We start from the raw sequence: 13293 nt of genomic DNA, 5'->3' as shown, positions 1-13293 counted from the left end.
CGCAGGCAAAAAAAACCCCGGACTTCGTATGGGGAGGGGAAGTTCGGGGTTCAAGCTCCGGACCGCTAGGGCGGGGTCCAGATATCTGCCAACACTTAACACAACATAGGAGCATTGAAGGGCTTCACCACCCATTCAGTAACTCTGAGTGGCATTTCATGAGTTAAGTTCCGGCAGGTACAAAAAACTATTTGCAATAAGCGACGGCGTTTTCGGATCTAAAGCGTTCTGCCACCACCCTCGGCGGTGGCAGAACCGCGCTATCAGTGCGCTTCGTCCCAGTTATCACCCACGCCCACTTCCACCAGCAGCGGCACATCCAGCGTCGCCGCGTGGCTCATGTGCTGGCGGATCTCGTCACGCACTTGATCGACCAGATCCTCGCGAACCTCCAGCACCAGCTCATCGTGTACCTGCAGGATGACTTTGGCATCCAGGCCTGACGCGGTCAGCCAGTTATCCACCGCCACCATGGCTTTCTTGATGATATCCGCCGCGGTGCCCTGCATCGGCGCGTTGATCGCCGTGCGCTCGGCGCCTTTGCGCAGCGCCGGGTTCTTCGCGTTGATGTCCGGCAGGTACAGGCGGCGACCGAAGATCGTCTCGACATAACCCTGCTCGGCCGCCTGGGCGCGGGTGCGCTCCATATAGGCCAGCACGCCCGGATAGCGGGCGAAATAACGGTCGATATAGGCCTGGGACTGTTTACGATCGACACCGATCTGCTTGGCCAGGCCAAACGCGCTCATGCCGTAGATCAGGCCGAAGTTGATCGCCTTGGCGCTGCGACGCTGGTCGGTGGTGACCGCGCCCAGCTCCACGCCAAATACTTCGGCGGCGGTGGCCTTGTGTACGTCCAGGTCATTGCGGAAGGCGTGCAGCAAGCCTTCGTCCTTGGCCAGGTGCGCCATGATCCGCAGCTCGATCTGCGAGTAGTCCGCCGCCAGCAGCTTGTAGCCTTTTGGCGCGACGAACGCCTGACGAATCCGCCGGCCTTCAGCGGTGCGGATCGGAATGTTCTGCAGGTTCGGATCACTCGACGACAAACGCCCGGTGGCCGCCACCGCCTGGTGATACGACGTGTGGATGCGCCCGGTGCGCGGGTTGATCTGCTCAGGCAAGCGGTCGGTGTAGGTGCTTTTCAGCTTGCTCATGGAGCGGTACTGCATCAGCACCTTGGGCAGCGGGAAATCCTGCTCGGCCAGTTCGGCAAGCACCGCTTCGGCGGTCGACGCCTGGCCCTTGGCGGTCTTGCTGAGAACCGGGTGGCCGAGTTTTTCGTAGAGGATCGCGCCCAATTGCTTGGGCGAGCCGAGGTTGAATTCCTCACCGGCGATGGCAAATGCCTCACGCTCCAGTTCGACCATCTTCTCGCCGAGCTCAACACTTTGCACGCCGAGCAACTTGGCATCCACCAGTGCGCCCTGGCGCTCGATACGCGCCAGTACCGGCACCAGCGGCATCTCGATATCGGTCAGCACGCTGACCAGGCTCGGGATCGCCTGGAGTTTTTCGAACAAGGTCTGGTGCAGGCGCAGGGTGACGTCGGCATCTTCAGCCGCGTAAGGGCCGGCCTGTTCGAGGGAGATCTGGTCAAAGGTCAGCTGTTTGGCGCCTTTACCCGCAATATCCTGGAAGCTCACCGTGGTGTGACCCAGGTATTTCTGAGCCAGGCTGTCCATGTCATGCCGTGTGGCGGTGGAGTCGAGGACGTAGGATTCGAGCATGGTGTCGTAGGCAATGCCCTGCACCGTGATGCCACAATTCTGATCGCCACCGATGGCACAGTTGGCCAGGATATTCATATCGAACTTGGCGTGCTGGCCCACCTTGAGCTTGCTCGGGTCTTCGAGGATCGGCTTGAGCGCGCGCAGCACCGTGTCGCGGTCCAGCTGCTCCGGCACGCCCATGTAGGAATGGGTCAGCGGGATGTAGGCCGCTTCGTAGGGCTGCACCGCGAACGACAACCCAACCAGCTGCGCTTGCTGTGCATCGATGCCGGTGGTCTCGGTATCGAAGGCGAACAGCTTGGCCTCGCCGAGCTTCTTCAGCCACACATCGAAACGCGCCTGATCGAGGATGGTCTCGTACTTGAGCTCGGTGCTGACGACCGGCGCATTCTCGGCGACCGGAGCCGCCACCTCCAAGCCGGTGCGCTTGGCGTCGCGCTGCACTTCCTCGAACCAGCTTTTGAACTCCAGGAGGGTGTACAGCTCCAGGAGTTTTTCGCGATCCGGCTCGATCAGGTGCAGATCATCCAGGCCCACGTCCAGCGGCACGTCGATCTTGATCGTCGCCAGTTGATAGGAGAGGAAGGCCATGTCCTTATGCTCTTGCAGCTTGGCCGGCAGGGTCTTGGCCCCACGGATAGGCAGGCTCGGCACAATATCCAGATTTTCATACAGCTCTTTCAGGCCGCCATTGACGCCCACCAGCAAGCCAGAAGCGGTCTTCGGACCAATGCCCGGAACGCCAGGAATGTTGTCGGACGAATCGCCCATCAACGCCAGATAGTCGATAATCTGCTCCGGAGCGACGCCAAATTTCTCCTTTACGCCCTCCACATCCATGGCGCTACCGGTCATGGTGTTGACCAGGGTAATGTGCCCGTCCACCAGCTGCGCCATGTCTTTGTCGCCGGTCGAGATCACCACCGGGCGGTCCGCGGCTGCGCTGCTGCGGGCCAGGGTGCCGATCACGTCATCGGCTTCGACGCCTTCGACGCACAACAGCGGGAAACCCAGGGCGATCACGCTCTGGTGCAGGGGCTCGATCTGCAGGCGCATGTCGTCGGGCATGCTTGGGCGGTTGGCCTTGTATTCGGCGTACATTTCGTCGCGAAAGGTCCCACCCTTGGCGTCGAACACGACCGCGAACGGGCTGTCCGGGTACTGCTTGCGCAGGCTCTTGAGCATGTTCAACACGCCCTTGACCGCACCGGTCGGCAGGCCTTTGGAAGTGGTCAGCGGTGGCAGCGCGTGGAAGGCGCGGTACAGATATGAAGAACCGTCCACCAGGACGAGGGGGGCTTGGCTCATGAGCAGGATCAACCTTTTCGGCGGGTCAGGCGCTAGAATAGCCGGACCACAGACAACAAAGGGACAAGGTTATCATGCGCTCATTCAATCGCCTGCTGTTGACCGGCTTGTTTGCATTCGCTCCGATGGTTGCCATGGCGGCCGACAGTGCGCCTTCGGGTGATCCGGAAGTTACCATTCGCACAGAGGGCGACAGAACCATTCAGGAGTACCGTCAAAACGGTTTCCTGTACGCAATCAAGATAACGAAGAAAGGCTTCCCACCGTATTTCCTGGTGCGCGCGGACGGAACCGATGCGAATTTCATCCGCTCTGACCAACCGGATATGCTGATCCCGTCATGGAAGATCTTCGAATGGAAATGATTTCTTAACTTCAATTGGCGCCGCACACCGCGGCGCCCGTACTGGCAGTTTTAACCATGTCTGTGTTCACCCCCCTGGCTCGGCCCGAGCTGGAAACCTTTCTTGCCCCTTACGGGCTCGGCCGCCTGCTTGATTTCCAGGGGATCGCCGCGGGTAGCGAAAACACCAATTTCTTCATCAGCCTGGAACAGGGTGAGTTCGTCCTGACCCTGGTCGAGCGCGGCCCGGTGCAGGAAATGCCGTTCTTCATCGAACTGCTCGACGTGCTCCACGACGCCGACTTGCCGGTGCCTTACGCCCTGCGCACCACCGACGGCGTGGCCCTGCGCGAATTGGCCGGCAAACCGGCGCTGCTGCAACCGCGCCTGGCCGGCAAGCACATCAAGGACGCCAATGCCCAGCACTGCGCCCAGGTCGGCGACCTGCTTGGCCATCTGCACCTGGCGACCCAGGGCGACAAGGTGCTGGAGCGCAAGACCGATCGCGGGCTGGACTGGATGCTCAGCGAAGGAGCGCAGTTGATTTCGCACCTGGACGCAGCGCCGCAACGCCTGCTGCGCGACGCACTGGATGAGATCGAGGCCCACAAGGCGCAGATCCTCGCCCTGCCGCGCGCGAATATTCACGCGGATCTGTTTCGCGACAACGCGATGTTTGAAGGCACGCACCTGACGGGCTTGATCGACTTTTACAACGCCTGCTCGGGCCCGATGCTGTACGACGTGGCGATCGCCCTGAATGACTGGTGCTCGGACGCCGACGGCGTACTCGACGGCCAGCGCGCCCGCGCACTGCTCGGGGCTTATGCGGGGTTGCGCCCGTTTACCGCGAAAGAAGCCGAGTTGTGGCCGACGATGTTGCGCGTGGCGTGCGTGCGGTTCTGGTTGTCACGCCTGATCGCGGCGGAGTCGTTTGCCGGGCAGGATGTGTTGATTCATGACCCGGCGGAGTTCGAGCATCGGCTGGCGCAGCGCCAGCAGGTCGCGATCCAGCTGCCGTTCGCGCTCTAAAATGCGGGAGGGGGCTTCTTGCTCCCTCCTACAGACGTTATGCCTGGGCTTTCAGAGCGACTCCAGGCAGCCCGCCAAGTCATTGCCCAGCTTGTCCAGCACCTGTTCGTAACCTTGAGCGGAAGCCGGGGTGTACCCCCCCAACGCATCCAGCTCCGCCAATTTCACCGGCAAACCGGCCACCAGCGTTTCCGCCAGGCGCGGACGCAGCGGCGGCTCACTGAACACGCAGGTCTTGCCGACTTCCTGCAAACGTGTACGCATCGCCGCCACATGCTGGGCACCGGGCTGCACTTCGGCGGCCACGCTGAACACACCGGCGTGCTTGAGGCCGTAGGCCTCTTCGAAATAATCAAAGGCTTCGTGGAACACAAAGTAAGGCTTGTCGTGGATGCCGGCCATCCGCGCTTTCAAGCGTGCGTCCAACGCATCCAGTCGGCTCACGAACGCCTTCACGTTGAGCTGGTAGCGCTCGGCATTGGCCGGGTCCGCGGCGCTGAGGTCGGCGCCCATGCGTGCGGCAATCACCCGGGCGTTGAGCGTCGACAACCACAGATGTGCATCCAAAGTGCCTGGGCGATGATCGTGGTCATGTTCGTCGGCATCGTCGGCGTGGGAATGGCTATCTTCGGCGAAACGACGGAGTTTCATGCCCGGAAGATCCTGCACGGCCACCGTCGGCAGGCTGCGCCCCTTCAGGACGCGGGGCAGGAAGCCTTCCATGTCCGGGCCGATCCAATACAGCAGGTCTACCGACTGCACGCGCCGCACGTCGGATGGGCGCAACGCATAGTTATGCGGCGAGGCCCCCGGCGGCAACAACACCTCGGGAACCGCCACGCCGTCCTGCACAGCCGCGGCAATCAACTGCAGCGGCTTGATGCTGGTCAGCACCTTGACCTCCGCCTGAGCGGCACCCGCGGTGAGCAAACTGGCGACAAATACGACAAAAACGGGAAAAAGTCGGGACACGATGACCACTCAATGGCGTAGGAACGGGTAACATAATAACGTCTCTATCAAATATCTGTCGCCGCTCATGCCTATAACACCGCTTGCCAGCCGTCCCCACGACCACTCTCACTGCGTGCATACCGCGCTGTCGGAGGCCGACACCCTCTGCGCACGGCAGGGTCTGCGCCTGACCGCCCTGCGTCGGCGCGTGCTGGAACTGGTCTGGCAGAGCCACAAGCCGCTGGGCGCCTACGACATCCTCGGCGTGCTCAGCGAGCAGGACGGTCGCCGCGCCGCGCCGCCCACGGTGTACCGCGCGCTGGATTTCCTGCTGGACAACGGCCTGGTACACCGCATCGCGTCACTCAACGCCTTCGTCGGCTGCAACCACCCGGAACACGCGCACCAGGGGCAGTTCCTGATCTGTCGCAAGTGCCACGCCGCCATTGAGCTTGAGCAAAGCAGCATCAGCGACGCCATCATCCAGAGCGCCGCCGACGTCGGCTTCAAGGTGGAAGGGCAAACCGTCGAAGTCGTCGGGCTCTGCGCCGGTTGCCAGGGGGCTTGATGAGCAACGCGTTAATCCGCCTGGAGCAGGTCGGGGTCACGTTCGCCGGGCAAAACGTGCTGGATAACATCGCGCTGAGCGTCGAACCGGGGCAGATCGTCACGCTGATCGGCCCCAATGGCGCCGGCAAGACCACCCTGGTGCGCGCCGTACTCGGCCTGCTCAAGCCCGACACCGGCAGTGTGTGGCGCAAGCCCAAGCTGCGTGTCGGTTATATGCCGCAAAAACTCTTCGTGGACCCGACGCTGCCCTTGTCGGTGCTGCGCTTCCTGCGCCTGGTGCCGGGCGTGGACCGCGCCCGCGCGCAAGCCGCGCTCAAGGAAGTCGGTGCCGAACAGGTCATCGACAGCCCGGTGCAAAGCATCTCCGGCGGTGAAATGCAGCGCGTGTTGCTGGCCCGCGCCCTGTTGCGCGAGCCGGAACTGCTGGTGCTCGACGAACCGGTGCAGGGCGTCGACGTCGCCGGCCAGGCCGAGTTGTACAGCTTGATCACCCGCCTGCGCGACCGCCTTGGCTGCGGCGTGCTGATGGTCTCTCACGACCTGCACCTGGTGATGAGCACCACCGACCAAGTGGTGTGCCTCAACCGCCACGTGTGCTGCTCCGGCCATCCGGAGCAAGTCAGCGGCGACCCGGCGTTCGTCGAGCTGTTCGGCAAGAACGCGCAGAGCCTGGCGATTTATCACCACCATCACGATCACGCCCATGACCTGCATGGCGCCGTGGTCGACGATCCCGCCACACCCCACACTCACGTTCATGGAGATAGCTGCAAGCATGGCTGATTTTCTGCTCTACGCCCTGCTGGCAGGCTTGGCTCTGGCGCTGGTGGCGGGCCCGCTGGGCTCGTTCGTGGTCTGGCGGCGCATGGCCTATTTCGGCGACACCTTATCCCACGCCGCATTGCTGGGCGTGGCCCTGGGCTTTCTGCTGGATGTGAGCCCGACCATCGCCGTGACCGTCGGCTGCCTGCTGCTGGCGGTGCTGCTGGTGACCCTGCAACAGCGCCAGCCGCTGGCCTCCGACACGTTGCTGGGCATCCTGGCGCCCAGCACCCTGTCCCTGGGCCTGGTGGTGCTGAGCTTCATGCATGAAGTACGCATCGACCTGATGGCTTACCTGTTCGGCGACCTGCTGGCGATCAGCCCCACGGACCTTGCGTGGATTCTCGGCGGCAGCGCTGCCGTGCTGGTGCTGCTGGTGACGCTGTGGCGCCCGCTGCTGGCAATCACCGTGCATGAAGAACTGGCCACGGTGGAAGGCTTGCCCGTGCCCGCGCTGCGCATGACCTTGATGTTGTTGATCGCCGTGGTGATCGCTGTCGCGATGAAGATTGTCGGCGTATTGTTGATCACGTCACTGCTGATCATTCCCGCAGCCGCCGCCCAGCGCCACGCCCGCTCGCCGGAACAGATGGCGATCGGCGCCAGCGTACTGGGGATGCTGGCAGTGTGTGGGGGCCTGGCGCTGTCCTGGTTCAAGGACACGCCGGCAGGGCCGTCGATTGTGGTCACGGCGGCCGCCCTGTTTCTGCTGAGTTTTGTCCTGCCCCGTCGAGGGGTGTAGACTTGCTCGCTTTTTGCGCAAATAGAGAGTCGCAGGAATGAAGCCGTTCACCTCCCGTTATCTGCTCCTTGCCGCATTTTCCCTGCTGCTGGGCGCTTGTCAAAGTACCCCGCCCGCCGCCCCCGAGGCCCCGGACGCACGCGCTGTCGCCATCGCGCAACTGGAGCAAAACCTGGCCAGCAGCGAGCTGGCCACCGCCGAAGACCAACTGGCCGCGCTGCAAGCCCAGTCGCCCAACGATCCGGCGCTCGAGGCTTACCAGCGTCAACTGGCCGAAGCCTACCTGCAACGCAGTCAGATCGTGTTGCAAAAAGGTGATGTCAACGCCGCCGCTACCGCCCTCAGCCGCGCCCGCGCATTGATGCCCAAGGCTCCGGCGCTGACCGGTGGCGTCAACAGCGCCATCACCCACGCGCGCAAAGCCGAGCTGGACAAAGCCGAGGCCGCCCTCAAGGCCGCCGAAACCAAGCCCGTCGCCAAGGTCATCGACCCGGCCGCGCAGAGCACCACCGTGGCGCTGAACCTCACAGACATCGAAGAGCTGCGCCATCAGCTGGATGCCATCGCCACCGACGTGGTGAATTACCAGTGCGATGTGACCATCCAGGCACCGCGCACCCAGGATTACCCGTGGCTGGCGACCTTGCTGAGCAAACGGGTCAAGCGCATTGATTCGGGCTACGACCTGACGATTCACCGGCAGATCCTGAAGACTATTCCGGCGCAGGTTGTGCTGATTCCGCGCAAGGCGGAATAAAGCCATCGGGGGCAAGCCCCCGATGGCGATCTAACCAACAGCAGATGACTTAAGCCGGAACCGCCTTGGCCTTCGGCTCACGATCCCAGACCCGATGCTGGGCAATCGCTTTAAAGAACGCCTTGAACGCCTTGGCATCCGCCCCCACGATCAACCCCGCATCCGCCTCGAGCTTGAGCAGATCGAGCAAGGGCTGCGCGTCACTGGCCACGGCAATCGCCTTCAGGTGCTTGTAGGCCTCCAGCAGGTAGTGCAACGCCACACCGTCCCCACTCAACGCCTTGATCGACGCCTTACCGCCGGGCACGAACACCGCATCAAACGCAATCGAGGGCAGGCCTGCCATCGACGCATCCACCGCCAGATGCTTGCCATCGGCCGTGGTGACCGGCGCCGAGGTCGGCCCGAGCAACTTGGCGTGTGCGCCCTCGGCTTGCAGCGCTTTCTTCAATGCGGCAATTGCCGCGCCGTCGACACCATCGGCCGCCAGAATCGCCACTTTGCGCGTTTTGATATCGCCCGACAGCAGGTTCACCTGGCTCAACGCCGGCGACGCTTTCACCGACGCCTTGCGCGGCGGCACCGTGCCTTTGGTCGGTGCGGGCAGACCCAGGTTCTGTGCAACGCGCCTGGCCAGTTCCAGGTCGATGTTGGCCAGAATCTCATTGACCTGACGGGCACGGATAACCTCGCGCTCCACCTTGCCCAACTCAAAACTGTAGGCCGCAATGATGTGCTCTTTCTCATGGTGGCTCATGCTGTTAAAAAACAGCGTGGCCTGGGAGAAGTGATCGCCAAACGACTCACTGCGCTCGCGCACCTTGTTGGCATCGACGCGCTCGTAATAGGTTTCGAAACCACCCTCCTGAGCCGCGGGCGGCGTTTCTTTCGGCCAACCGCCATCGATCGAATTCGGCTCATACGCAGCCCGGCCCTTATCGATCACAGTGCGATGCTGGGCATCCCGCTGCCCATTATGGAAAGGCACTACAGGCCGATTGATCGGCAGCTCATGAAAGTTCGGCCCACCGAGTCGGCTGATCTGGGTATCCGTGTAGGAAAACAGGCGGCCTTGCAGCAGCGGGTCGTTGGTGAAGTCGATACCCGGCACGATATGGCCAGGGCAAAAGGCGACTTGCTCGACTTCGGCAAAGAAGTTGTCGGGGTTGCGGTTAAGCACCATCTTGCCCAGCGGCGTAATCGGCACCAACTCTTCGGGGATGATCTTGGTCGGATCGAGCAGGTCGAAGTCGAACTTATGCTCGTCTTCTTGCGCAACGATCTGTACACCCAACTCCCACTCAGGGTAGTCACCGCCCTCAATCGCTTCCCACAGGTCGCGACGGTGGTAATCGGTATCTTTACCGGCAAGCTTTTGCGCTTCGTCCCACACCAGGGAACAGGTGCCGACTGTTGGATGCCAGTGGAATTTCACGAAGCTCGATTTACCTTCGGTATTGATCAAGCGAAAGGTGTGAATACCGAACCCCTGCATGGCACGCAGGCTTTTCGGAATAGCCCGGTCAGACATGGCCCAGATCACCATGTGCGCCGATTCCGGCTGCAGCGAGACAAAATCCCAGAACGTATCGTGGGCCGAGCCTCCGGTAGGCATTTCATTGTGCGGCTCAGGCTTTACCGCATGCACAAAGTCAGGAAACTTGATCGCATCCTGAATGAAAAATACCGGCATGTTGTTGCCCACCAGGTCGAAGTTGCCTTCCTCGGTGAAGAACTTCACGGCAAAACCGCGCACGTCGCGCACCGTATCGCCCGAACCACGCGGGCCTTGCACGGTGGAAAAACGCACGAACACCGGCGTTTTATGCTCGGGGTTACGCAGGAAACCGGCCTTGCTCAGCGCCGAATGGTTCTCATAGGTCTGAAAATAGCCATGCGCGCCCGTACCGCGCGCATGCACGATGCGCTCCGGGATACGTTCATGGTCAAAATGCGTGATTTTTTCACGCATGATGAAGTCTTCCAGCAGCGAGGGGCCGCGGGCACCGACTTTCAAGGTGTTCTGGTTATCGGAAATCTTCACGCCTTGGTTGGTACGCAGCGCCTGGCCGGTCGCGTCGCTACGGAATGCCTCCAGGGCCTGCAGCTTGGCGTTGGTGTTGCCACGGTCCAGGGTATCGGTGCCCGCCAGTTCACTCTTCGGCGGGATGGCTGGCTTGTGGGTACTCATCAGACAAAACTCCTTATTCAAAGTGGCCAGAGCGGTCCCCGGCTCGTTTGAGCAAAACCCCAGGCACGGCACCCGGGAAATCGAGTTGCTGAAGTAGTGACTGACACGAATTTGCACCGTTCCTTTTTTATGACCTTTGATCGCGTTATTGCCAAATCACTGGTTGAATGCGAAATAAATGCTAAGAACCGCTATACGGACAGGCTAAAATGCGCGCCCGGCTAACCGCTGATCCCTTTTCCATGCGCCCCACAAGGTTCGCTACGTGATCGAGTTTCATAACGTCCATAAAACCTACCGCGTCGCCGGTAAGGAAATCCCCGCGCTTCACCCCACCAACCTGCGCGTCGAGAACGGCCAGGTGTTTGGTCTGATTGGCCACTCCGGTGCGGGAAAAAGTACCTTGTTGCGCCTGATCAATCGCCTCGAGCAACCCAGCGGCGGGCAGATCAACGTCGATGGCGAAGAAGTCACGGCCCTGGATGCCAACGGCCTGCGCCGTTTCCGCCAGCAGGTCGGGATGATTTTCCAGCACTTCAACCTGCTGGCCTCCAAGACCGTCGCCGACAACGTGGCGCTGCCGCTGACACTGGCCGGCGAATTGTCGCGCAAGGCCATCGACCAGCGCGTCGCCGAACTGCTGGCGCGCGTCGGCCTGTCGGACCACGCCAAGAAATACCCGGCGCAACTGTCCGGCGGTCAGAAGCAGCGCGTCGGCATTGCCCGCGCCCTGGCGACCAAGCCGAAAATCCTGCTGTGCGACGAAGCCACCAGCGCCCTTGACCCGCAGACCACCGCCTCGGTGTTGCAACTGCTGGCCGAGATCAACCGCGAGTTGAAGCTCACCATCGTACTGATCACCCACGAAATGGACGTGATCCGCCGCGTATGCGACCAGGTGGCCGTGATGGATGCCGGCGTGATCGTCGAGCAAGGCTCGGTGGCCGACGTGTTCCTGCACCCCAAGCACCCGACCACCAAGCGCTTTGTCCAGGAAGCCGATCAGGTCGACGAAAGCGAGCAGCGCGATGACTTCGCCCATGTACCGGGCCGCATCGTGCGCCTGACGTTCCAGGGCGAAGCGACCTACGCACCGCTGTTGGGTAACATCGCCCGCGAAACGGGTGTGGACTACAGCATCCTCGCCGGGCGTATCGACCGCATCAAAGACATCCCCTACGGGCAACTGACCCTCGCCATCACCGGCGGTGACATGGAAGCGGCCTTTGCCCGCTTCACCGCCGCCGACGTCCACATGGAGGTGCTGCGCTAATGGAAGTCCTGATGAGTTTCTTCGCCAATATCGACTGGTCCGAAATCTGGCTCGCCACCGGCGACACCATGACCATGCTGTTCGGTTCGCTGTTCTTCACCGTGCTGCTCGGCCTGCCCTTGGGCGTGCTGCTGTTTCTGTGCAGCCCGCGCCAGCTGTTCGAGCAAAAAGGCCTGTACGCGTTGCTGTCGCTGAGCGTGAACATCCTGCGCTCGCTGCCGTTCATCATCCTGTTGATCGTGATGATCCCGTTCACCGTGCTGATCACCGGCACCTCGCTGGGCGTGGCCGGTGCGATTCCGCCGCTGGTCGTGGGCGCAACGCCGTTCTTTGCGCGCCTGGTGGAAACCGCGCTGCGTGAAGTGGACCGCGGCATCATCGAAGCCACCCAGTCCATGGGGGCCAGCACGCGCCAGATCATCACCCATGCTTTATTGCCTGAGGCCCGCCCCGGCATTTTCGCGGCGATTACGGTGACGGCAATTACACTGGTGTCCTACACCGCCATGGCCGGCGTCGTCGGTGCCGGCGGCCTGGGCGACCTGGCCATCCGTTTCGGCTACCAGCGCTTCCAGACCGATGTGATGGTCGTCACGGTGGTGCTGTTGTTGATCCTGGTGCAAATTCTGCAAACCGTCGGCGACAAGCTGGTGGTGCATTTTTCTCGAAAATAACGACTATTGCCGGCTATACGCCGATAAATGCCCGAACAAGGAGCTTGCTGGATGAAAAAACTACTGGTTGCTTTCGCCGCCGTCGCCGCGTTTTCGGCCCACGCCGAGACCATCACGGTTGCCGCCTCGCCGGTGCCCCACGCGGAAATCCTCGAATTCGTGAAGCCGGCACTCGCCAAAGAGGGCGTGGACTTGCAGGTCAAAGTCTTCACCGACTACGTGCAGCCCAACGTACAAGTGGCCGAAAAGCGCCTGGACGCCAACTTCTTCCAGCACCAGCCGTACCTGGATGAGTTCAACAAAGCCAAGGGCACGCACCTGGTGAGCGTCGGCGCGGTCCACCTCGAGCCCCTGGGCGCTTACTCCAGCAAGTACAAGACCCTGGCCGACCTGCCTGACGGCGCCAACGTCGTGATCCCGAACGACGCCACCAACGGCGGCCGCGCGCTGTTGCTGCTGGCCAAGCACAACCTGATCACCCTGAAGGACCCGACCAACATCCTGTCGACCATCAAGGACATCACCGCCAACCCGAAAAAACTCAAGTTCCGCGAACTGGAAGCCGCCACGTTGCCGCGCGTGCTGACCCAGGTCGACCTGGCGCTGATCAACACCAACTACGCGCTGGAAGCCAAACTGGACCCGTCCAAGGACGCTCTGGTCATCGAAGGCAGCGACTCGCCTTACGTGAACATCCTGGTGACCCGCGAAGACAACAAAGACTCGGACGCCGTGAAGAAGCTGGTCGCAGCCCTGCACACGCCTGAAGTGAAGAAGTTCATCGAAGAGAAGTACAAAGGCGCGATCAAGCCGGCGTTCTGATCCGGCTCGCTCCCCAACACACCGCAGATCAAACAATGTGGGAGGGGGCTTGCCCCCGATAGCGGCAGTTCAGTC

General features: G+C 61.8%; 12 protein-coding genes. 9 read left to right on the top strand and 3 right to left on the bottom strand.

The window, feature by feature from the left end; genetic code table 11:
* Positions 1-263 precede the first annotated feature (263 nt).
* Positions 264-3038, bottom strand: a complete 2775-nt coding sequence (polA, locus tag ACP7E3_RS03765) for a DNA polymerase I (protein WP_017849026.1) — start codon at positions 3036-3038, stop codon at positions 264-266.
* Between the two features lie 74 nt (positions 3039-3112).
* Here polA and ACP7E3_RS03760 point away from each other — a divergent pair, with 74 nt between their 5' ends.
* Together ACP7E3_RS03760 and ACP7E3_RS03755 are read left to right on the top strand one after the other, a co-directional pair.
* The gene (locus ACP7E3_RS03760; protein WP_017849025.1) at positions 3113-3403 is read left to right on the top strand and encodes a DUF2782 domain-containing protein; all 291 of its coding nucleotides are present in this window, start codon (positions 3113-3115) and stop codon (positions 3401-3403) included.
* Positions 3404-3459: 56 nt separating this feature from the next.
* Positions 3460-4413: a homoserine kinase gene (locus ACP7E3_RS03755; RefSeq protein ID WP_017849024.1), complete on the top strand. Its 954-nt coding sequence runs from the start codon at positions 3460-3462 to the stop codon at positions 4411-4413.
* 51 nt (positions 4414-4464) lie between these two features.
* Here ACP7E3_RS03755 and ACP7E3_RS03750 read toward each other — a convergent pair whose 3' ends face one another.
* On the bottom strand, positions 4465-5394 hold the full coding sequence (locus ACP7E3_RS03750; RefSeq protein WP_017849023.1) for a zinc ABC transporter substrate-binding protein: 930 nt from the start codon (positions 5392-5394) through the stop codon (positions 4465-4467).
* A 58-nt stretch (positions 5395-5452) separates the two neighbouring features.
* Here ACP7E3_RS03750 and zur point away from each other — a divergent pair, with 58 nt between their 5' ends.
* The 4 genes from zur to ACP7E3_RS03730 are packed head-to-tail and all read left to right on the top strand — an operon-like array spanning position 5453 to position 8258.
* The gene (gene zur, locus ACP7E3_RS03745; RefSeq protein ID WP_026140288.1) at positions 5453-5935 is read left to right on the top strand and encodes a zinc uptake transcriptional repressor Zur; all 483 of its coding nucleotides are present in this window, start codon (positions 5453-5455) and stop codon (positions 5933-5935) included.
* Positions 5935-6720, top strand: coding sequence for a zinc ABC transporter ATP-binding protein ZnuC (gene znuC, locus ACP7E3_RS03740; RefSeq protein WP_017849021.1), 786 nt, complete (start codon positions 5935-5937; stop codon positions 6718-6720). The genes zur and znuC overlap by 1 nt, the downstream gene beginning before the upstream one ends.
* Positions 6713-7501, top strand: coding sequence for a zinc ABC transporter permease subunit ZnuB (gene znuB / locus ACP7E3_RS03735; RefSeq protein ID WP_079442557.1), 789 nt, complete (start codon positions 6713-6715; stop codon positions 7499-7501). The genes znuC and znuB overlap by 8 nt, the downstream gene beginning before the upstream one ends.
* A 37-nt stretch (positions 7502-7538) precedes the next feature.
* Positions 7539-8258: a PA5502 family lipoprotein gene (locus tag ACP7E3_RS03730; RefSeq protein WP_017849019.1), complete on the top strand. Its 720-nt coding sequence runs from the start codon at positions 7539-7541 to the stop codon at positions 8256-8258.
* A gap of 49 nt (positions 8259-8307) precedes the next feature.
* Here the strand turns inward: ACP7E3_RS03730 and katE are convergent, their stop codons facing one another.
* Complete coding sequence (katE, locus tag ACP7E3_RS03725) at positions 8308-10470, bottom strand: catalase HPII (RefSeq protein ID WP_256591009.1); 2163 nt, start codon at positions 10468-10470, stop codon at positions 8308-8310.
* Between the two features lie 244 nt (positions 10471-10714).
* Between katE and ACP7E3_RS03720 the strand changes: the two genes are divergently transcribed.
* From ACP7E3_RS03720 to ACP7E3_RS03710, 3 genes are read left to right on the top strand one after another with little or no spacing between them, the layout of a single operon-like run.
* Entirely contained in the window at positions 10715-11722 is a 1008-nt protein-coding gene (locus ACP7E3_RS03720; protein WP_017849017.1) for a methionine ABC transporter ATP-binding protein, read from the top strand.
* Entirely contained in the window at positions 11722-12396 is a 675-nt protein-coding gene (locus tag ACP7E3_RS03715) for a methionine ABC transporter permease (protein ID WP_017849016.1), read from the top strand. Before ACP7E3_RS03720 ends, ACP7E3_RS03715 begins: the two co-directional genes overlap by 1 nt.
* Before the next feature lie 51 nt (positions 12397-12447).
* Positions 12448-13218, top strand: coding sequence for a MetQ/NlpA family ABC transporter substrate-binding protein (locus tag ACP7E3_RS03710; protein WP_017849015.1), 771 nt, complete (start codon positions 12448-12450; stop codon positions 13216-13218).
* Positions 13219-13293: the final 75 nt, after the last annotated feature.

It is taken from the genome of Pseudomonas sp. PSPC2-3, from assembly GCF_049898265.1.
GTDB classification, from domain to species: Bacteria; Pseudomonadota; Gammaproteobacteria; order Pseudomonadales; family Pseudomonadaceae; genus Aquipseudomonas; species Aquipseudomonas veronii.
Note: the sequence above shows the minus strand (reverse complement) of the source record. Positions and strands in the feature narration are given on the sequence as shown.

What these genes read in the sequence shown, in the direction of transcription:
- ACP7E3_RS03730 (WP_017849019.1), top strand. Translation starts at nt 7,539, where the DNA reads ATGAAGCCGTTCACCTCCCGTTATCTGCTCCTTGCCGCATTTTCCCTG.
- ACP7E3_RS03755 (WP_017849024.1), top strand. Translation starts at nt 3,460, where the DNA reads ATGTCTGTGTTCACCCCCCTGGCTCGGCCCGAGCTGGAAACCTTTCTT.
- zur (WP_026140288.1), top strand. Translation starts at nt 5,453, where the DNA reads ATGCCTATAACACCGCTTGCCAGCCGTCCCCACGACCACTCTCACTGC.
- ACP7E3_RS03715 (WP_017849016.1), top strand. Translation starts at nt 11,722, where the DNA reads ATGGAAGTCCTGATGAGTTTCTTCGCCAATATCGACTGGTCCGAAATC.
- znuB (WP_079442557.1), top strand. Translation starts at nt 6,713, where the DNA reads ATGGCTGATTTTCTGCTCTACGCCCTGCTGGCAGGCTTGGCTCTGGCG.
- znuC (WP_017849021.1), top strand. Translation starts at nt 5,935, where the DNA reads ATGAGCAACGCGTTAATCCGCCTGGAGCAGGTCGGGGTCACGTTCGCC.
- ACP7E3_RS03710 (WP_017849015.1), top strand. Translation starts at nt 12,448, where the DNA reads ATGAAAAAACTACTGGTTGCTTTCGCCGCCGTCGCCGCGTTTTCGGCC.
- ACP7E3_RS03760 (WP_017849025.1), top strand. Translation starts at nt 3,113, where the DNA reads ATGCGCTCATTCAATCGCCTGCTGTTGACCGGCTTGTTTGCATTCGCT.
- polA (WP_017849026.1), bottom strand. Translation starts at nt 3,038, where the DNA reads ATGAGCCAAGCCCCCCTCGTCCTGGTGGACGGTTCTTCATATCTGTAC.